Source organism: Ensifer sp. 22521, from assembly GCF_052044795.1.
GTDB lineage: Bacteria > Pseudomonadota > Alphaproteobacteria > Rhizobiales > Rhizobiaceae > Ensifer.
Genome location: NZ_JBQENM010000024.1, coordinates 18,832 through 38,102 on the forward strand (window position 1 = coordinate 18,832; position 19,271 = coordinate 38,102).

A 19,271-nucleotide genomic window follows, 5' to 3' on the forward strand; every position below is an offset into this window, starting at 1 on the left:
CAAAACAGAGAGGGAGGCTAGAGCGAAGGCCTTACTTTAGCGGGACCTGTGCGTGGCCTGGCCGAAACGGCGCGGACAGAGCCAACCACGATCGCGAAACGCAAGAGCCCCTGGATCCGATCCAGGGGTTCTCAGAGCGCCGTGCGTTCATATGAACGCACAAAGGACGCTCTGGCACTTTGGTTATAGAGCATCCGGCCTCAAGTGCTTCCGCTTGAGGACGGATGCTCCAGTGCCGCGAATAGCGGAAGTCGTTTCGCTTACTGCTCGCTCTTCTTGATGCCGTTGGCAAAGAACTGCGAGTTCAGACCATTCACCGGGTAGCCGGTCACGGCCGAGGTCGAAACGACGATCTGTGGATAGAGGTAGAGCCAGTTGCTGGCAGCATCCTCGGCGATGATCGTGTTGGCTTGCTTGAGCTTGGCGGTCTGCTCGTCGGTGTTGGCGGCGGCTTCCGAGGCCTTGATCAGGTCGACGACCTTGGGGTTGTTGTAACCCCAGTAGAAGTCCGGATTGCCGTAAAAGACGATATCGCGGTGGTTGACGTGCTCCTGCAGCGTCGCCTGGAAATCATGTGCCTTGTAGACCTTCGTGTACCACTCGTTGGCGGTGATCACGTTGATCTCGACCTTGATGTTGACCTTGGCGAGTTCGCTCTGGATGAACTGCGCGACGATCGGATGCGGATCGTAGTTCGGCGTGTCGAGCTTGAACGTGAAGCCATCGGCAAAGCCCGCTTCCTTCAGCAGCGCCTTGGCACTTTCGACGTCATAGGCGTCGACGGCGGTCAGATCCACGTACCACGGATCCGTCGGCGGCACGAAAGAGCCGATCAGCGTGCCGTATTCGCCCCAGATCGAGGTCAGCAGCTTCTTGTCGTCGATCGCGCGTGCAATCGCCTTGCGAACCTTCACATTGTCGAAGGGGGCGACGCGATCGTTGAAGGCAAGCAGTTCCTTTGTGGTCGACTGGCCTGCCGTGACGGTGAAGTCGGGATTGTCCTTGAACTGGGCGATCGAATCCGGGCTCTGGACGCTGGTGATGATGTCGACGGCGCCGGTCAGAAGCGCATTGTTGAGCGCGGTCGCATCGGTGAAGTACTGGAAGACGACTTCGCTGTTGGTGGGAGCGGTGCCCCAGTATTTGTCGTTGCGGGTCAGCGCCAGCGACGAGCCGCGGCGCCATTCGTCGAGGCGATAGGGGCCGGTGCCGTCTTCGCTCGCGTTCAGGTCCTTCGCCGCGTCGTTGACGATCCAGACATAGCTCAGATTGTAGGGAAGCGAGATCGAGCGCGCCGACAGCTTGACGACGACCGTCTGATCATCGGGGGTCTCGATCGCGCTGATCGTCGCGAGACTCTTCTTGCGCGAACTCTTGGATTGCTCGGCGGTCACGCGCTCGATGCTGTACTTCACGTCGGCTGCGGTGAGCGGATCGCCGGAATGGAAGGTAACGCCGGGGCGAAGCTTGAAGGTATGGGTAAGGCCATCTTCGCTGACGCTCTGCTCGGCAACGAGACCCGGCTGCACGTCACCGGCATCAGTCAACGTAAACAGCGCCTCGTAGACATTGCCGTTGAAGGCTTCGTTGATACCCTGGCCGGCGCCGGCGGTGTTATCGAGGTTCTGCGGCTCATAGAGCGAGCCGATCGTGATCGAGGCGTTGGGGTCAAACTTGGCGTCCTCGGCGAAGACGGCTGTGCTCATCGACAGAGCGAGCGCCAGTGTGGCGGCAGCCAGAGTTGCCCCTCGTGCGCGGCGGGCTTGCCCCGCGGTCTTGCTAAAGCCGATGATAGTGCCAGTCATGTCCCAAACTCCTGCATTGTGCCTGTCACGCGGATCGCGTCGTCACCCGAATGTACGCACCGGATGATTGCGATGCATCATACTTATTCCCTAGTAATTTAGTGGGAAAATTGGTTTCTTTTGTCCCTCGAAGTTGAAAATTGTACCCGCGGCCGTGGCGGATGGGGCATACGCGTATTTCGGCCTTCCGTCGTCCGGCGCACTATCGAGATATATCAGGGAACCTTCACGGACCTGCTTGGTCCGGCGAATTGGCGCCGCCCCCAAACTCTGATTCTTGAACGGTCTTCTCCATAAGCTTGATGCAGGATTGCCGGCTTGAAATAAGGGGGCGTCGATTGTTATTCACGACCATGTTCCCTCGAAAATTGCAAAATGAAACGAGTCGACAAAAGGATTCGACACCCAGGAGATTCTGATATATCGCATGATTAATCGTTTAATCACGCGATAGCGGAAACCACTGATTTGGCGCGTTCCGGACCAAAACTGACGAGGATTGCCAGAACGCTCGGCGTGTCCGCGGCCACGGTTTCGAACGCGCTCTCCGGCAAGGGCCGCGTGTCGGTCGAAATGGTGGAAAAGATCCGCGCGACCGCTGCAGAGCTCGGTTATGTGCCGAGCCAGGCGGGGAGGGCGCTGCGCACCGGACGCACCGGTGTTCTCGGCCTCGTTCTTCCCGATATTGCCAATCCGCTCTTCCCGCAGATCGCCCAGGCGATCGAGCTTGCTGCCTCGTCGGCCGGCTACGGCGTGCTGATCGCGGACTCGCGCGGTGACGTCTCGACCCAGACCAAGGCGATCGAGCGGCTAATCGACCGCGATGTCGACGGCCTGGTGATTGTGCCGCGGCGCGGCACTCGCATTGCCGATGTCGGTTGTCCCGTCGCCGTCATCGATACCCCCTCGACACCCGGCAATACGGTTGCCGCCGACCATTGGGGCGGCGGCCAGCAGATCGCCGCGCATCTGAAGGCGCTCGGTCACCGCCGTGTGCTGATCATCGGCAACAACCCCGCCTCCAATGTGCAGAACGACCGCGCCGGCGGTATCCGTTCGGTCTTCGGCGAGGGCTGTCACACAGATACGCTCTGGATCGAGCCACTGGAAAGAGTTTCCGGCAAGGGCTGTCCGCTCGGGCTCGCCGAAAAGGTGGCGGAGGGTTACACCGCCTTTGCCTGCATTTCCGATCTCCATGCACTCAGGGCGCTGACCGAACTGCAGCGCGCCGGCATCAAAGTGCCGGAGAAGGCGAGTGTCACCGGTTTCGACGACCTGATCTGGTCGCCGGTCATCACGCCGGCACTGACCACGGCCCGCATGGACATGACCGAGATTGCCGCGATTGCCGTTGCCGCGCTCGTCAAGGCGATACGCGAGCGCGATCCGTTCGATCCCCAGATCGGCGCACCGGTCACGGCCGAGAAGTCGAAAGTGCCGATGCATCTCATCGTCAGGCAATCGGCCGCCGCACCGCCCGTGCTTCAACCCGTTCATACCACTGCCACCGCAGCCACATCCGTCACCGAAGGAGGACACCAGCCATGAAGAAATTCCTGCTTGCCTCGAGCGCGCTCTTGCTCGTCGCCCCTGCCGCGTCTGCTCAGGAAAAGACGCTCACAATTTCCGTCTACGGCTTTGCCCAGGACGCATTCAAGGAGCTGGTCTATACGCCGTTTGAACAGAAGTGCGGATGCAAGCTGGTGGTCGAAACCGGCAACAGCGTCGAGCGCCTGGCAAAGATGGAAGCCAACAAGGCAAGCCCGGTTGTCGACATGGCTGTGGTTTCGATGGCCGACGCGCTCTCGGCTTCGCGTGCTGACCTGATCGAAAAGATCGACACCTCGAAGCTCCAGAACTTCAACAAGCTCTACGACCTCGCCAAGGATCCGAACGGCGACGGCATGAGCGTCGGCTACACCTTCTACGCAACCTCGATCGTTTATCGCTCGGACAAGATGGAAGTGAACTCCTGGGCCGATCTTCTCGACGAGAAGAACGCCAGCCACGTCGCCTTCCCGAACGTCACCACCAACCAGGGCCCGCCGGCGCTCTACATGGTCGGCGAAGCCATCGGCAAGAACACGCCGGATCTCAAGGAGGCGATCGCCGCCGTCGGCGCCAAGAAGGACGAGATCGTCACCTTCTACGTCAAGTCTTCGCAGCTCGTGCAGTTGATGCAGCAGGAAGAGATCTGGGCCGCACCGATCGGCCGCTTCTCCTGGGAAGGCTTCACCAAGCTCGGCCTGCCGATCAAGTGGGCAACGCCGAAGGAAGGCCAGACCGGTGGCATGAACGTCATGGTTCTGACGAAGGGTGGCAAGAACCAGGATCTCGCGCTTGAGTTCATGGACTTCTGGCTCTCGACCGAAATCCAGACGGCGCTTGCCGAAAAGCTCGTCGACAGCCCGGCCAACAAGGACGTCAAGGTTTCGCCGGAGATCGCCGAAAATCTCACCTACGGCGAAGAGACGGTGAAGAACCTGAAGCTGATCCCGTCGGCCGTCGCCCTCGACAACCGCGAAGCGTGGCTGTCGGAGTGGAATGCGCAGGTCGGCCAGTAAGCCAAACGACTAGAACTCCACCGGCCGGCCCTGTCGGCTGGTGGACGCTGCGCGCCTGCGACGGGTAGGCCGTGCCAACGAATGCCTTGAAAGGAAGAAGGATGTTCCAGAACCGCGCCGAAGCCCTGGCGCTCGCTCTGCCCGCAGCGGTCTTTGCGGCGATCGTCTTTCTGGCGCCGGTGGTGATCCTGCTGGCGGAAGGCTTTCGCAGCGCCGACAGTTGGTCGCTCTCCGCCTATACGACCTTCTTTTCCGATCCGCTGAACCGCACGGTTTTCCTGCGCACGTTCCGGCTCGGCCTGATGGTCACCGCCGTCTCGGCGGTCATCGGCTACGCTGCAGCATTTGCCATCGTCAATCTTTCGCCGCGCAGCAAGGGACAGATGATCGGCCTCGTCGTACTGCCGCTGATGATCTCGTCGGTCGCCCGCACCTATGCCTGGATTGTCATCCTCGGCCGCACCGGCATCGTCAATCAGGCGCTGCAGCTCGTCGGCCTTTCGGACGAGCCGATCCGCTTCCTCTTCACTGAGACAGCCGTGTTCATCGGCCTGCTGCAGCTATTCCTGCCGCTGATGATCCTGTCGCTGATCAGCGCGCTTGAAAACATGCCGAAGGATGCGATCCCCGCCGCACGCGTTCTCGGCGCCAACTGGTTCCAGGTGTTCTTTAAGGTGATTCTGCCGCTCACCAAGGAGGGCCTGGTGATCGGCGGAACACTGGTCTTCACCGGTTCGCTCACCGCCTACATCACGCCGGCGATCCTCGGCGGCTCCAAGGTGCTGATGCTCGAAACGCTGCTCTACCAGCGTGTCACCGTTGCCAATGATTTCGTCTCGGCCAGCGTCATAGCCTTCATCCTGATCGTCATGAGCTTTGCCGCCAATCTGCTCTTGAAACGGCTCGCCACCGCGAGGAACAAGCGATGACCCCTCGTATTTTTTCGCCCGTCGTCCTGTTTTTGGTGATCGGCTTCCTGATCGGGCCGTTCTTCATCATTGTTGCTGCGTCGCTTTCCGGCGGCGAGACGCTGGCCTTCCCGCCGCAGGGTTTCTCGCTGCAGTGGGTCGCCAAGGTCTTCACGGTCGAGAGCTTCCGCGAGAGCTTCGCGATCTCGATGCTTTTGGCGATTGGCGGCACCGCCGCAGCGCTTGTGCTTGGTGTCCCCGCCTCCTATGCTCTTTCGCGCTACAAGCTGCCCTTCGGCGAAACCATCCGCACGATCGTGTCGCTGCCGATCATCGTGCCGGGCATCATCGTCGGCCTGGCGCTGCTGCGCTACATCGTCGTGCCGTTCGGCATCAACATCACGTTGACCCTCTTCCTCGCACATACCGCGCTGGTGCTCCCCTATGCGGTGCGGGTGGTCTCGGCGAGCCTCAACAACCTGCGCTCCGATATCGAGGAGGCGGCGGTATTGCTCGGCTCTTCGCGCGCCGGCGCTTTCTTCCGGGTGGTGATGCCAAACATCCGCAGCGGCATTCTTGCCGCCTTCATTCTCGGCTTCGTCACGAGCTTCAACCAGGTGCCGGTGTCGCTTTTCCTTTCCGGCCCCGGCGTGCGCACGCTGCCGATCGACATGCTCTCCTACATGGAGATCACCTACGATCCATCGGTCGCCGCTCTCTCCGCGCTGCTCGCCTTCATGTCCATCGGCATCGTCTTCCTTGCCGAACGCTTCCTGGGATTCTCACGCTATGTCTGACGCCGCCTTCCTCAGCCTCGAAAAACTCACGCTCGCCTATGGCGACACCGTTGCGGTAAAGGATCTCGACCTGTCGATCCGCAAGGGCGAACTGGTGGCGTTCCTCGGGCCCTCGGGTTGCGGCAAGACGACGACGATGCGCTCGATCGCCGGCCTCTTGTCGCCCGCTTCCGGCGCGATCAGGCTCGACGGCGCCGATATCACTCGCGTGTCCGCCAACAAGCGCTCCGTCGGTCTTGTCTTCCAGTCCTATGCGCTGTTCCCGCACCTAACCGTGTTCGAGAACGTCGCTTTCGGCCTGCGTCTGAAGAAGCTGCCGGCGACCGAAATCGAGAGCAAGGTAACGACCGGCCTGAAGTCGGTCGGCCTTTCAAAGTTCTCTGCCCGCAAGCCGGGGGAACTCTCCGGCGGCCAACAACAGCGCGTGGCGCTGGCACGCTCGATGGTCATGGAGCCGAAGGTGCTTTTGCTCGACGAGCCGCTGTCGAACCTCGACGCCCGCCTGCGTCTCGAGATGCGCACGGAGCTGCAGCGGGTGCAAAAAGAAACCGGCGTGACGATGATCTTCGTCACCCACGACCAGGGCGAAGCGCTGTCGCTCGCCGACCGCATCGTCGTGATGCTGAACGGCGCGATCGAGCAGATCGGCACGCCCGAGGATATCTACAACCGCCCGCTCTCGCATTTCGTTGCCGATTTCGTCGGTTTCGAGAACATCTTTGCCGTCGAGGGCGGCAAGCTTAAGGCCGGCAACGGCCCGATCGAACTTTCCGGATCCCTGCCGCCTGACACGGCAGGGCTTGCGTGGCGTCCGCGCATGGTGACCCTGGGCTCAGGTCCTTTCCAGGGCACCGTGCGCGGAGCCTCTTTCTCCGGCAGCACACGGGAGTATCTGCTCGATACGCTGCTCGGCGCCATCAAGGCGGAAGAAGATGCTGCGTGGGCAGCGCGTGAAACCGGTTCTACGATCGCCTTCGACCTGCCGGTTGAAAAGGCTGCGCGCCTGAAGAAGTTCGGTTGACGTCAGATGGGTGTCTGGATCGATACGGACATGGGGTTCGACGACATTGCCGCGGTGCTCGTCGTCCTTCATGCCGGTGAAGAAATCGACGGTGTTTCCCTCGTCTTCGGCAACACGCCGATCGATCAGGTGAAACGCAACGCCGCCGGTGCCGCGCTTGCCTTCGGCTGGGAGTTCCCCATCCATGAAGGGCGGGCCCTGCCGGTGCTCGGCAAGCTCGAGACCGCCGAACGCATCCTTGGCGAAGCCGGCATGCCGACCGCCGGGCTGACGCTGCCGGATGCCGAGCCGTTGCCGCCAGGCGATGCCTTTGCAGCACTTTGTGCCTGGCTGGATCAGCAAGGGCCGAAGCGCATCCTGGCGCTCGGGCCGCTCACCAACCTTGCGGCCCTTTGCCTTGCCCGCCCGGATCTTGCGGCGCGCATCACCGATCTCACCTGGATGGGGGGCGGCGTCACTAGCGGCAACCACACGGCGTCCGCGGAATTCAACGCCTTCGCCGATCCGGAAGCGCTCGCCATCGTTCTCGCGCACGGTTTGCCGCTGCGCATGGTCGACCTCGATCTCTGCCGCAAGGTCTTCGCCTATCCGGATGACGTCGCGCCGATCCGCTCTGCGGGTGGCGCGAATGCGGCGCTGATCGCCGATCTGCTTGCCGGATACATCTCGATCGGCACCAGCCGTGGCCGGCCGGGCATGGCGATCTATGACCCTTCAGCCGCCGTCGCTTTCGTCAATCTCGGCGCTGTCGCGTTCCGCAAGGCGCGCATTGATGTCGAGCTCGGCGGATCGCTCACCCGTGGGCGCACCGTCGTCGAAACGCGCGAAAGCCATGCGATCTTCAATGCCGAATACGCTGTCGACGCCCTTGTGGAGACGACGCGTGCGCAGATTCTGGGCGCCCTGATGAAGGAGGCTCAAAAGTGAGTTTTGTAGAGCAGCCTCAAGACTTGATGGATACGGCGCTCCGTACCCGCGCTGTGGCCGCGGCGCGTGGAGGCGAACCGTTCGACATGCTGATTGTTGGCGGTACGCTGGTCGACGTGGTGACGGGTGAACTCCGCCCGGCAGATGTCGGTGTTGTTGGGCCGCTAATCGCGAGCGTTCATGCGCCGGGGGTACGCAAGGATGCCGCGACCATCATCGACGCGACCGGTGCCTTTGTTTCTCCCGGCCTGATCGACACCCATATGCATGTCGAAAGCTCGATGGTGACGCCGGCGACCTATGCCAACGCGGTGTTGCCGCGCGGCGTGACGACAATCGTCTGGGATCCGCACGAGTTCGGCAATGTCAACGGCATTGCCGGCGTGCGCTGGGCTACGGATTCCATTGCCGGGCTGCCCTTGCGCACGGTGCTTTTGGCGCCGTCCAGCGTGCCCTCCGCACCCGGCCTGGAGGTCGCCGGCGCAGATTTCGACGCCGATGTGATTGCCGACATCCTGAGTTGGCCGGAAATCGGCGGCGTCGCCGAAATGATGAACATGCGCGGCGTCATCGACGGCGAAGCGCGGATCAGCGCAATCGTTCAAGCCGGGCTTGCCGCCGGCAAGCCGGTCAACGGCCATGCGCGGGGTCTCGCCGGCGCCGACCTCCAGGCTTTCGTCACTGCGGGCGTCAGTTCCGACCACGAGCTCGTTTCGGGTGACGATCTGATGGCCAAGCTGAGAGCCGGTCTGTCGATCGAATTGCGCGGGTCGCACGACCATCTGCTGCCGGAATTCGTCAATACCCTCAATGCTCTCGGCCATCTTCCTCAGACGGTGACGCTCTGCACCGACGATGTCTTTCCCGACGATCTCGATCGCTCGGGCGGACTCGACGATGTGGTGCGGCGGCTGGTGCGCTACGGGCTGAAACCTGAATGGGCGCTTCGCGCTGCGACGCTGAACGCCGCCACCCGTCTCGGTCGTCCTGACCTTGGCCTCGTTGCCTCCGGGCGGCGGGCGGATATCGTGATCTTCGAAAATCTTCATGGCTTTCGCGCCCGTACGGTAATCGCCGGCGGCAAGCAGGTGGCCCGGGCGGGGGAGATGATCGACGCCGTGCCGAAGGCCGACGTCGAGGCGCTTGCCGGTACGATGAAGATCGAGCCATTGCGCGAGACGGACTTCGCCATTCCCGCAACCGGTTCGAAGGTGCGTGTCGCCACGATCGACCGACCGCGTTTCACTCAATGGGACGAGGTTGTAGCCGAGGTCGAGAATGGCTTCGTCGTTCCGCCGCAGGGCGCGACGCTGATTGCCGTTGCTCACCGCCATGGCCGCGCCGACAGCAAGCCGCGCGTCGGCCTGCTGACCGGCTGGGGAGAGTGGCGCGGCGCCTTCGCGACCACCGTTTCCCACGACAGCCACAACCTCACGGTTTTCGGAGGCAATGCCCATGACATGATGGTGGCGGCCAATGCCGTCATCGCGGCCGGCGGCGGCATGGCGGTCGCATCCGCAGGCAAGATCGATGCCATCCTGCCTTTGCCGTTGTGCGGCCTGGTCTCCGATTCGCCTTTGGCCAATGTGTCATCCGGCTTTGCCGCGCTGCGTGATGCTGTCGGACGGATCGTTGATTGGCAGCCGCCCTATCTCGTCTTCAAGGCTTGTTTCGGAGCGACGCTTGCCTGCAACGCGGGCCCGCACCAGACCGATCGCGGCATTGCCGACGTGTTGACGGGAAAGATTCTCGAAAACCCGGTGCTCGAAGTGATCTGACAGGTCGAGCGGGGCGACGCTTGCCGCCCTGCCTGTGTTTGCGCTCACCGGGAAAGGCTAGCGCAGTGGCTGCTGGATATCCAAGGCGGTTGCGAGAAAGCCCGCGATCACCTCTGCCGTGTTCCGGTGAATGGTCGCTCTGTCTCGACCGCCACCATCGTCGCACACCACCCCATCACCCGGCGTTTCCGCCTCGATCAATGCTCTGGCGCCGGGCTTGCATAATTGCATGTAGGTGAAATGCGCCGCATCTGCGATCTCGAGATAGCGCGACGTACCCTGCGGCAGATGGCTTGCGGGCGCCAACCTCCACGCCGGCACCGACGACGAGCACCGGGATATGCACTGCCGCAAGACTTGCCGGCGTAAATCCGCGTGATCGAGAGAAACGACCACTTTGAACGCGTTGGCCGGTCAGTTGTCGGCCGAAGTACTCAGTTCTTGCTCCACCAATGTCGTCCAGAAGGTGACACCGGGGCCGATCGCTGCGTCGTTGAAGTCATAGGCCGTATTATGATGAAGAGCGCCATCGACGGCGGGGCCGTTGCCGAGCCAGACGTAGCAGCCGGGGGCTTCTAGTCCGAAGAAGGCGAAATCGTCGCCGGCGGTTGAAGGCGGAAACTGTGTGCGGGTTTTTTCTCCGAAGACGGCGCGGGCAGCCGAAAGCGCGCGTTCGCTTGCGTCGGCGTCATTGACGACCGGCGGAATGCGACGTTCGAACTCATAGTCTACCTTGATACCGTACATCTCGGCCGTACCGCGTGCCAGCCGGCCGATCTCCTCCTCGAGTTGATTGCGCACATGAGGTGTGTAGGCGCGAGCCGTGCCGCCGATCTCGACCGTATCAGGGATGACATTGAGCGCCTTCGGGTCGCCGGCGCGCACCGAACAGGCGCTGACGACGGCCGGCTGCAAGGGATCGACGACGCGGCCGACGATCGATTGCAGCGAGGCGAGGAAGGTGCCGGCAGCGGTCACTGGATCGCGACCGAGATGCGGTTTGGCGCCGTGGGTGCCGACGCCGCGGAAGGTCAGCCGCCAGCTGTCGGACGAGGCAAGCTGGGGGCCGGCAACGACGGCCATCTCGTCCGGATCAAGGCCGGGCATGTTGTGCAGGCCATAAACGGCGTCGCAGGGAAAAAGTTTGAACAGCCCGTCCTCGACCATGCGCTTTGCGCCGCCGCGTCCTTCTTCCGCAGGCTGGAAGATGAAATGCACGGTGCCGGAGAAATTGCGGGTCTTTGCCAGATGGCGGGCGGCGCCGAGCAGCATCGCGGTGTGGCCATCATGGCCGCAGGCATGCATCTTGCCGGCTTCGCGGGACTTGTAGGGACGGTCGGCGATTTCAGGCATGGCGAGTGCGTCCATGTCGGCACGAAGACCGATCGAGCGCGTGCCGTTGCCCACCTGCAGGGTGCCGACGACGCCGGTTTTTCCAAGGCCGCGGTGTACTTTTAGTCCAGCTTCCTCGAGCCATTTGGCAACGAGGTCGCTGGTGCGCTCCTCCTCGAAGCCGAGTTCCGGATGAGCATGCAGATCGCGACGGAAGTCGGTGAGAAAGGCGAGGTCGTCAGCAATTCCGTCTGGTAGGCGCATCTTCTGGCATTCCCGTGGTTCATCTGGCGAAGGGCTTGTGAATTCCGCGCGCTTTGCTCGCTGCGCGGTGCCCTTTCGGTTTGATCGAAGTCGCAAACGGTATAGACGAAAACCACCGGGATCAGAACAGCGAACCGGCTTTTTTGGTCGCCTTTCAATCCGGGCGAAATGCGCAGACGAGGACGGTACCGATGCAGCCTCACGACTTCTGGCAGGAGGTCTACCCGCCGAAAAGTTTCGACATTCAGGTGGGTTATCGCGATTTCTTCCCGGCAACGCTCGGCGATGGCCGCCAGATATTGCTGCCGGTCCGTCCGCTCTCGGATGGCAGGCACGCGCTCGCCTCGCTGATCGTCAACCAGGCGAGCTTTGCGGTCGAAGATGCGCTGGCAACCGAACTAGCGGCAAAGCTTGCCGCCTTCGAGCCGGAAGTCGTTGCCGGTCTCCCGACATTGGGCCTGACGCTTGCTTCTGCCGTTGCGCGCAAACTCGGCCATAGCCGCTACGTGCCGCTCGGTACTTCAAGAAAATTCTGGTACGTCGACGACCTGTCGGTGCCGCTGTCCTCGATCACAACGCCGGACCAGAAGAAGCGGCTCTATGTCGACCCACGCATGCTGCCGTTGCTTGAAGGGCGGCGCGTAGCGCTGGTCGACGACGTCATTTCGAGTGGTACATCTATCCTTGCGGGCCTAACGCTGATGAACACCTGCGGCATCGAGCCGGTCGCGATCGGCGCCGCCATGCTGCAGACCGAGCGCTGGCGGCAGCCGCTAGCCAATCTAGCGCCGAGTTGGCCCGAGCGCGTCGTCGGCGTGTTCCAAACGCCGATGCTTCAGCGTGATGAATACGGCAGTTGGCACGCCGCCTGAATTCCTTTGCGTCGTGCGTCGGCCGCGATAGGTTTTGCGACAAGGCGTCACGAAAGGAATTCCATGCGATTTATTAATCCAATCCCTTTCGTCCGAGACATCAGCCGATCCAAGGAATTCTACGAGGAAAGGCTTGGCCTTACGGTGCTGGAGGACTTCGGAAATTTCGTCCTCTTCGAAGGCGGTTTCGCCATCCACGAAGGACGATCGCTGCAACAAACGGTCTGGCGAGAAGAACTGGCTTCGGCGGAACCCTACGGGCGGCGAAACTTGCTGCTCTACTTCGAGCACGAGGATGTCGACGCGGTCTTTGAACGCATCGCGCCGCATGTGGAGCTGATACACCCCGTCGAGTGTCAGGCATGGGGCCAGCGCGTGTTCCGCTTCTACGATCCGGACGGACATGCGATCGAAATCGGGGAGCCGCTGGACTTCGGATCCTCGAGCAAGGGAGAAGCCTAGCTTTCTTGATTGGATACTTCAGCTCGGAAGGCACCTCCACACCGTAGAAGCGCCTTCGATCTCCTGGCCCCGAACCACGCCCTGGGGCCGAAGTGCTACTTTGTCATGGCGCTACTTCACCGGCCGGACCTGATAGTAAACCGTCGACTTCGCGCCAGTTGCCTTGGCGATCGTATAGACGTCGTACGACGCCTGCGGGTCGTTGCCCATGCCGAGCGAGCCTGAAGGCATGCCGGGCACGGCGATCCCGGCGATATCGGGCCGCTCAGAGAGAAGCTTGCGGACCGCCTCCAGCGGCACATGCCCCTCGATGACATAGCCGTCGATGACGGCGGTATGGCAGCCTTCCACGTCGGCCGGCACCGCGAAGCGGGTCTTGATCACCGACATGTCGGCCTCGTCGTGCACCTCGACCTTGTAGCCGGCTGCCTCCATCGCCTCGGCCCATTGCTCGCAGCAGCCGCATTGCGGATCCTTGTAGATGGCCATGGTGCCTGCCGCAGCCGCGGCGGCTGTCGCAAAGAGGGTGATGCCTGCGATTGCGCCTGCAACGAAATGTCTGCGTAACACGTCCATTGGACGCTCCTTTCCGGTTCTGCCTGACTATAGCATCGTGACGGCCCGGGCGGCGTGATTTCGACCCGGGCCGTTTGTCGCAGCTTACTTGACTTCGGTCACGGTCAGCTTGCCGTTGACCCGGTCGGCGACGAATTCGATCGACGCACCCTCCCTGAGCTTGGCGAGCAGGGCGTCGTCGCCGACGCGAAACACCATGGTCATGGCCGGCATCTCGAGGTTTTTCAGATCCTCGTGGTCGATCGTCACCTTTTTGGCCTTGGTGTCGATCTTCTTGACGACGCCCTTGGTGAACTCCGCCGCCTGGGCGGGAAGCGCGAACGGGACGGCGGTGACAGCGAGCGCAAGCGTTGCGAAGAGGGTACCTATAGTCTTCATGGTTTCATCCTTTGCTGTGATCGGGGAGTTACTTCTTCACGACGTCGAGCGGACCATGCATGCCGGCGTCGTAGTGGCCGGGCACCAGGCAGGCGAACTCGAAGGTGCCGTCATTGGTGAAGGTCCAGTAGATGTCGCCGAACTTGCCCGGCTCGAGCCGGATCGCGTTCGGATCGTCGTGCTCCATATCCGGGAACTTCTCCATGGTGACCTTGTGCTCCTGGATCGTCGCCTTGTCGTCTAGGACGAATTCATGCGCGAGCTCGCCGGCGTTCTTGATCGCGAAGTGGACCGTCTGGCCCTGGCGGACTTTGACGATCGCCGGCGTGAAGATCATCTTGCCATCGTCGGTTTCCTTCATGGTGACGCGGATCGTCTGCGTCGACTTGTTCTTGTCGCCGGGCTCGCCGACGGAAACCTTGTCGTGGCCGCCGGCATGGCTGCCGCTGGCAAGCGCCTGGGAGGAAAGGGCAGAGGCGGCAACGAGCGCCAGAGCGAATTCTGTTTTCTTCATCGTATGTTTCCTGGTGGATTTGAGAGAGTTCATAACAATCAGCCGTGTCGTCATGGTTTGGGCGTGATCACGGTCTTGGCATCCTTTGCCCGCGTCGCTTCCGGCAGTTCGCCGGTCCACTCCCAGGCCTGCGTTCCTGGTGGGTTCTCGTACCAACCGGGATCGCTGTAATCGCCGGCGGAGATGCCTTCGCGCACCTTCACCACCGAGAACATGCCGCCCATCTCCAGAGCACCGTGCGGACCCCAGCCCGTCATCATCGGGATCGTGTTGTCGGGTAGCGGCATTTCCATTTCGCCCATGTCGGCCATGCCGGCGGTTCCCATTGGCATGTAGTCGGGCTTGACCTTGCGGATCTTCGCCGCGACCGATTCTTTGTCGGCGCCGATGACGGTCGGGATATCGTGGCCCATCGCATTCATCGTGTGATGCGACTTGTGGCAATGGATCGCCCAGTCACCCTCATATTTGGCGTCGAACTCGTAGGCGCGCATGGCGCCGACGGGAATGTCGATCGTCACCTCCGGCCAGCGCGCCTCTGGTCTGACCCAGCCGCCATCGGTGCAGGTTACCTCGAAGTCGTAGCCGTGCATGTGAATCGGATGGTTGGTCATGGTGAGGTTTCCGACCCGCACCCGCACCCGGTCGTTCTTGGACACGACCAGCGGGTCGATGTCCGGAAAGATCCGGCTGTTCCAGCACCACATGTTGAAGTCGGTCATTTCCATGATGCGCGGAATGTAGGTGCCGGGATCGATGTCGTAGGCATTGAGCAGGAACACGAAGTCGCGGTCGACGCGCATGAAGTCCGGGTCCTTCGGATGCACCACGAAGAAGCCCATCATGCCCATGGCCATCTGCACCATCTCGTCGGCGTGCGGGTGGTACATGAAGGTACCCGACTTCACGAGGTCGAACTCGTAGACGTAGGTCTTGCCCGAGGGGATGTGCGGCTGCGACAGGCCGCCCACGCCATCCATGCCCGAAGGCAGGATCATGCCGTGCCAGTGAATGGTGGTGTGTTCCGGCAGCTTGTTGGTGACGAAGATCCTGACGCGGTCGCCTTCCACCGCCTCGATCGTCGGGCCCGGCGATTGGCCGTTGTAACCCCAGAGATAGGCGGTCATGCCGTCGGCCATTTCGCGTTCGACCGGCTCGGCGACGAGGTGGAACTCCTTGACGCCGTTGTTCATGCGGTGTGGCAGGGTCCAGCCGTTGAGGGTGGCGACCGGGTTGTAGTCGGGTCCACTCGTCGGCACCAGCGGCTTCTGCGTCTTGGCGTTGTCCATGCTTGCCGCTTCGGGCAGGCTGGAGTTGGAGGTCTGCGCCCAGGCGGCGGTCGAAACGAGAGCCGCGCCGGCACCGAGGAAGTGTCTTCTGTTGAACATCTTCTGCAATCCTTCTTAGTGTCCTGCGCCGCTGGCTTCGGCCGCTGCCGGTGCCGCCGCTGCTTCGGCCGATCCACCGGATCCGCCGCCGTTGATCGCCGTCACCAGGTCGGCATCGGCCAGCCAGAAATCACGCTTCGCGTTAACGGAAAGCACGGTCGAATTGACCTTGGCCCTGACGTCGGCGAGCAGTTCGAAGGTGCTGGTGATCATGCCGTTGTAGCTGAGCGTCGCTTCCTCCTCGATCTTGGTGCGCAGCGGCACGACGTTGTTGCGATAGTGCCGGGCGATCTCGTGGCGCGAGCGATAGGCTTCATAGGCTGAGCGCGCTTCCGAGCGGATGTTGACCGCCTTTTCCGCAAGCAGGTTTGCCGAGCGCATGTGGGCGAGCTCGGCCTTGCGCATGCGCGCGCTGCCGCTGTCGAAGATCGGGATGACGAATTCGAGCTCGAACTGGCCCGTCGTCTCGACCTTGGTGCCGTGATCCTCTTGCTCCCGCTCCGCTTCCGCACCAGCGACGAGTTCCAGATCGGTGACAAGGCGGGTCGCCTCGGTCAGCTTGTAAGATTTCGCCACCGCTTCCAGATCGAGGCGGGCGATCTGGAGATCGACGCGGCGTTTCAGCGCTTCCGCTTCGATGCTGTCCTTGCGGGCGAGCGCCTTCGGCAGGTCCGGCAGACGGTTCGGGACCTGATAGTCCACATCGGCGCCCCACAGACCCATCAGCCGCGTGAGGTTTTCCTTGGCAAGCCGTGCGGAAAGCCGCGCCTCGGCCGCCTGTCCGGCAAGTTCCGCATTGAAGACATGCTCGCGCGCCTGGTTGCCCTTGCCCATGGCACCGGTCTCACCGAGCTTTGCGGCGAGTTCGGAGGAGGCATCCGCCGCCGCCTGAGCCTGGTTGAGCTGCCCGACGGTTTCCCATGCGGCGACCGCTTCGATCCAGGCGCGGCGGGTTTCGGCGGCCAGCTGCAGGGTGCTGAGAGCCGCTGAAAGCTGCGCCTGGCGGAACCTTGCGTCAGCAATGGCGATGGTCTTGTCGCGCGTCAGGAGCGCCAGGATGTTGGTGGTGACCAGGCCCTCGATCGCGCGATAGGCTTCGAGTTCCGGCGCGCCGATCCCGGTCGTTCCGATCGATACCGTCGGATTGAGGAACAAAGTCGCCTGCCAGGCGTCCGCCGAGGCATCGCCAAGATCGGCGTAGGCCGCTTGAAGACCCTTGTTGTTGAGAAGCGCGATCTGGACGGCGGTATCGGCGTCGATCGTCTTGCGCTTCAACAGCGCCTTGACCTCGGCATTGACCTTGTCGGCCTGCGCGCGGTTCTGGATCCAGACGCTTTTCTTGGTCGCGGCGGTAGAGACCTTGGCATCCACGGTCGCAAAGCCGGCGACCTTGGTCGAATACTCGGCATTGGTTGCGCAGCCGGCGAGTACGAGCGGCAGGCCGACCGCCGCCGCGAGATTGAAACTGCGGAGCCTCATGACGCGTCTTCCTTGGCGGTCGACTGTGCGTCGTTGAGTGGGCCCCAGGGCTTCGGACCTGTCGGCTCGCGGTGCGTGTAGCCCGAGATGGGGCTCCGGTATTGCATGCCGCGAAGTTCGCTTGCGCTGTCAGCGGGATCGCCAAGGCCTGAGACCTCGGCAGGCAAGGTGGCAGCGCATCCGCCCAGGATCATGGGCAGGAGCGCCATGGAAAGCAATCGTTTCATGGTCAAACCTGAAATGTGAATGGCAGAGGTCGGCGACCGACCGGCAGTGGTCCGGGCGGGCCTCATCGCTGACCGTGCTATGGTGCCTAGCGTTTCAGTTGACGCGCAAAAGGCGGCCACAGCGCTTTGCTCTGCTGCGTGGTTTTGCTCTTCAATCGGCGACGATCAAAGGCAACATGCAGCAGCGGTCACGGCTTCACAAAGTCAGGCTTTTGGAGGGCGATGCAGCCCGTCAAGCTCGCCGGGCGCGAGTTGCGACTGTGGCCTGAAGGGGAGGGTCGAACGCAGGACGACAGGGTGGTTACTGCCGGTATCGGCAAGAACGGCCACAGCGGCGCAGAAGGTCTTGCAGCAATCCTTCTTGTCGGCCTTGCCGCTTTCCTGGGTCGGCTTCACCTTGCCCTTGTCGAGGCTCGGGCAATGCTCGGCCGCTGCTTGGATCGGGTTGTCTGAGGACACCTCGATCTGCATCGAGCCGTGCGCGGCCGCGTGCGTCATGCCGGATGCGGTGGAATAGGGCAGCAGGGCAAGCGACATCGCAATCGCCAGCTTCAACACAATCAGCAAACGCAGATATGTGGTTCGCACCTTTTCCATGATCGATCCGTAGAAACGCTGCCGATTCCTGTCAATGCCGCGTGCGCTGCGCAACGTCACGAATGCGTGAGAGTTTGCCAGGCGCATGGAGCCACGTCATCCGTGTCGCCGGTTGCGAACCGGATCGATGCCGCCGGCACCGAAACGGGCCGGCTCGGCCTGCTTCGCCGGAGCGTTCCCGGCATCGGCCAGATCGTCGAGGATGGGACAGTCCGGGCGCCCGTCGCCATGACAATGGGCGGCGAGATGCTTGAGCGTCCGGCTCATCGCTTTCAGCTCCTCGGCCTTGCGCTCCAGGATCTCAACATGTTCGAGCGCGATCTTTTTGACTTCGCCGCTTGCCCGCGACCGGTCGCGCCAGAGCGCCAAAAGATCGGTCATCTGCTCGACGGTGAAGCCGAGATCGCGCGACCGGCGGATGAAGCGCAGCGTATGGACGTCGTTGTCTCCGTAGTTGCGGTAGCCCGACCCGCTGCGATCTGCCGGTGGAATGAGGCCGATGGTCTCGTAATAGCGGATCATTTTCGTCGAGACGCCGGAGGCGCGTGAGGCTTCGCCGATGTTCATGATTTCATCCTTGTTAACGCGTTGCGGCCATTCCCTGCGAATATAAGGGCTCTCCCGGGCCTCTGCCATGCCGACGCGAGGCGGGGAGAATGCCGAACCTAGGCAGCCCGTGCCGCGGCCACCGGGCGAAATGCTCTCAGCCGCAAGGCGTTGCCGAGCACGAAGACGCTCGATAGCGCCATGGCGCCGGCCGCAAAGATCGGCGACAGCAGCAGACCATAGGCCGGGTAGAGCGCGCCGGCGGCAACCGGGATCAGCACCGCATTATAGGCGAAGGCCCAGAACAGGTTCTCCTTGATGTTGCGGATCGTCGCCTTGGACAGTGCGATCGCGTTCGGAACACCGAGAAGGTCGCCGGACATCAGCACCACGTCGGCGCTTTCGATGGCGACGTCCGTACCGGTGCCGATCGCAAGCCCGACATCGGCTTCGGCCAGCGCTGGCGCGTCATTGATGCCGTCGCCGACAAAGGCGACCGCGCGTCCGCCTTGCTTCAGCTTCTTCAGCGCTGCGACCTTGCCGTCGGGAAGGACCTCGGCGATGACCTCGTCGATGCCGAGCTTGGCGGCGATGGCGTCTGCGGCGCGGCGGTTGTCGCCGGTGATCATCGCGACCTTCAGGCCGAGATCGTGCAGCATACGGATCGCCTGCGGCGTCGTTTCCTTGATCGGGTCGGCAACGGCGATGATCGCCGCGAGCTGGCCGTCGATCGCTGCATAGAGTGGGCTCTTGCCTTCCGAGCCGAGGCGGGCCGCCTGCTCGGCGAAAGCGGAAACGTCGAGCTTCAGCTGCGCCATCAGCCGGTCTGCGCCGAC

21 protein-coding genes are annotated in these 19,271 nt (G+C 62.4%); 9 read left to right on the top strand and 12 right to left on the bottom strand.

The window, feature by feature from the left end:
- Positions 1 to 260: 260 nt before the first annotated feature.
- Positions 261 to 1,706 (bottom strand): ABC transporter substrate-binding protein, encoded by a 1,446-nt coding sequence (locus ACTJKE_RS28005; RefSeq protein ID WP_440637732.1) that lies wholly within the window; start codon positions 1,704 to 1,706, stop codon positions 261 to 263.
- Between the two features lie 567 nt (positions 1,707 to 2,273).
- Between ACTJKE_RS28005 and ACTJKE_RS28010 the strand changes: the two genes are divergently transcribed.
- From ACTJKE_RS28010 to ACTJKE_RS28040, 7 genes are all read left to right on the top strand, one after another.
- Entirely contained in the window at positions 2,274 to 3,353 is a 1,080-nt protein-coding gene (locus ACTJKE_RS28010) for a LacI family DNA-binding transcriptional regulator (protein WP_113512587.1), read from the top strand.
- Positions 3,350 to 4,369 (top strand): ABC transporter substrate-binding protein, encoded by a 1,020-nt coding sequence (locus ACTJKE_RS28015; protein ID WP_058328883.1) that lies wholly within the window; start codon positions 3,350 to 3,352, stop codon positions 4,367 to 4,369. Before ACTJKE_RS28010 ends, ACTJKE_RS28015 begins: the two co-directional genes overlap by 4 nt.
- Before the next feature lie 101 nt (positions 4,370 to 4,470).
- Positions 4,471 to 5,298: an ABC transporter permease gene (locus ACTJKE_RS28020; protein WP_113512585.1), complete on the top strand. Its 828-nt coding sequence runs from the start codon at positions 4,471 to 4,473 to the stop codon at positions 5,296 to 5,298.
- The gene (locus ACTJKE_RS28025) at positions 5,295 to 6,074 is read left to right on the top strand and encodes an ABC transporter permease (RefSeq protein WP_058328881.1); all 780 of its coding nucleotides are present in this window, start codon (positions 5,295 to 5,297) and stop codon (positions 6,072 to 6,074) included. The genes ACTJKE_RS28020 and ACTJKE_RS28025 overlap by 4 nt, the downstream gene beginning before the upstream one ends.
- Positions 6,067 to 7,095, top strand: coding sequence for an ABC transporter ATP-binding protein (locus ACTJKE_RS28030; RefSeq protein ID WP_113512583.1), 1,029 nt, complete (start codon positions 6,067 to 6,069; stop codon positions 7,093 to 7,095). Before ACTJKE_RS28025 ends, ACTJKE_RS28030 begins: the two co-directional genes overlap by 8 nt.
- Before the next feature lie 6 nt (positions 7,096 to 7,101).
- Positions 7,102 to 8,022 (top strand): nucleoside hydrolase, encoded by a 921-nt coding sequence (locus ACTJKE_RS28035; protein ID WP_113512581.1) that lies wholly within the window; start codon positions 7,102 to 7,104, stop codon positions 8,020 to 8,022.
- 26 nt (positions 8,023 to 8,048) lie between these two features.
- Complete coding sequence (locus ACTJKE_RS28040) at positions 8,049 to 9,800, top strand: adenine deaminase (RefSeq protein WP_440661234.1); 1,752 nt, start codon at positions 8,049 to 8,051, stop codon at positions 9,798 to 9,800.
- 57 nt (positions 9,801 to 9,857) lie between these two features.
- On the opposite strand, the gene ACTJKE_RS28045 is transcribed toward ACTJKE_RS28040, so the two are convergent.
- Together ACTJKE_RS28045 and ACTJKE_RS28050 are read right to left on the bottom strand one after the other, a co-directional pair.
- Positions 9,858 to 10,106, bottom strand: a complete 249-nt coding sequence (locus ACTJKE_RS28045) for a hypothetical protein (protein WP_440637694.1) — start codon at positions 10,104 to 10,106, stop codon at positions 9,858 to 9,860.
- Between the two features lie 108 nt (positions 10,107 to 10,214).
- Positions 10,215 to 11,396 carry a M20 aminoacylase family protein gene (locus tag ACTJKE_RS28050; RefSeq protein WP_058328876.1) on the bottom strand — a complete coding sequence of 394 codons (1,182 nt, stop codon included), beginning with the start codon at positions 11,394 to 11,396 and terminating at the stop codon, positions 10,215 to 10,217.
- A 191-nt stretch (positions 11,397 to 11,587) separates the two neighbouring features.
- Here ACTJKE_RS28050 and ACTJKE_RS28055 point away from each other — a divergent pair, with 191 nt between their 5' ends.
- Both ACTJKE_RS28055 and ACTJKE_RS28060 read left to right on the top strand, forming a co-directional pair.
- On the top strand, positions 11,588 to 12,268 hold the full coding sequence (locus tag ACTJKE_RS28055) for a phosphoribosyltransferase (RefSeq protein WP_058328902.1): 681 nt from the start codon (positions 11,588 to 11,590) through the stop codon (positions 12,266 to 12,268).
- A gap of 63 nt (positions 12,269 to 12,331) precedes the next feature.
- Positions 12,332 to 12,730 carry a VOC family protein gene (locus ACTJKE_RS28060; RefSeq protein WP_058328875.1) on the top strand — a complete coding sequence of 133 codons (399 nt, stop codon included), beginning with the start codon at positions 12,332 to 12,334 and terminating at the stop codon, positions 12,728 to 12,730.
- A 111-nt stretch (positions 12,731 to 12,841) separates the two neighbouring features.
- Here ACTJKE_RS28060 and ACTJKE_RS28065 read toward each other — a convergent pair whose 3' ends face one another.
- From ACTJKE_RS28065 to ACTJKE_RS28105, 9 genes are all read right to left on the bottom strand, one after another.
- The gene (locus ACTJKE_RS28065; RefSeq protein WP_440637691.1) at positions 12,842 to 13,306 is read right to left on the bottom strand and encodes a DUF411 domain-containing protein; all 465 of its coding nucleotides are present in this window, start codon (positions 13,304 to 13,306) and stop codon (positions 12,842 to 12,844) included.
- 84 nt (positions 13,307 to 13,390) lie between these two features.
- Positions 13,391 to 13,684 (bottom strand): copper-binding protein, encoded by a 294-nt coding sequence (locus tag ACTJKE_RS28070; protein ID WP_058328874.1) that lies wholly within the window; start codon positions 13,682 to 13,684, stop codon positions 13,391 to 13,393.
- Between the two features lie 28 nt (positions 13,685 to 13,712).
- A complete protein-coding gene (locus ACTJKE_RS28075; RefSeq protein WP_440693119.1) occupies positions 13,713 to 14,198 on the bottom strand; it encodes a cupredoxin domain-containing protein in 486 nt (161 codons plus the stop codon).
- Positions 14,199 to 14,248: 50 nt separating this feature from the next.
- A complete protein-coding gene (locus tag ACTJKE_RS28080) occupies positions 14,249 to 15,586 on the bottom strand; it encodes a multicopper oxidase family protein (RefSeq protein WP_440637686.1) in 1,338 nt (445 codons plus the stop codon).
- Between the two features lie 15 nt (positions 15,587 to 15,601).
- Positions 15,602 to 17,065: a TolC family protein gene (locus ACTJKE_RS28085; RefSeq protein ID WP_440693121.1), complete on the bottom strand. Its 1,464-nt coding sequence runs from the start codon at positions 17,063 to 17,065 to the stop codon at positions 15,602 to 15,604.
- The gene (locus ACTJKE_RS28090; RefSeq protein ID WP_058328870.1) at positions 17,062 to 17,292 is read right to left on the bottom strand and encodes a hypothetical protein; all 231 of its coding nucleotides are present in this window, start codon (positions 17,290 to 17,292) and stop codon (positions 17,062 to 17,064) included. Before ACTJKE_RS28090 ends, ACTJKE_RS28085 begins: the two co-directional genes overlap by 4 nt.
- 204 nt (positions 17,293 to 17,496) lie before the next feature.
- Positions 17,497 to 17,889, bottom strand: coding sequence for a hypothetical protein (locus ACTJKE_RS28095; protein ID WP_156436989.1), 393 nt, complete (start codon positions 17,887 to 17,889; stop codon positions 17,497 to 17,499).
- A 96-nt stretch (positions 17,890 to 17,985) separates the two neighbouring features.
- Positions 17,986 to 18,456 (bottom strand): Cu(I)-responsive transcriptional regulator, encoded by a 471-nt coding sequence (cueR, locus tag ACTJKE_RS28100; RefSeq protein WP_058328868.1) that lies wholly within the window; start codon positions 18,454 to 18,456, stop codon positions 17,986 to 17,988.
- Positions 18,457 to 18,554: 98 nt separating this feature from the next.
- Positions 18,555 to 19,271 (bottom strand): HAD-IC family P-type ATPase (locus ACTJKE_RS28105; protein ID WP_440693123.1); only part of this gene is annotated, 717 nt, incomplete at its 5' end.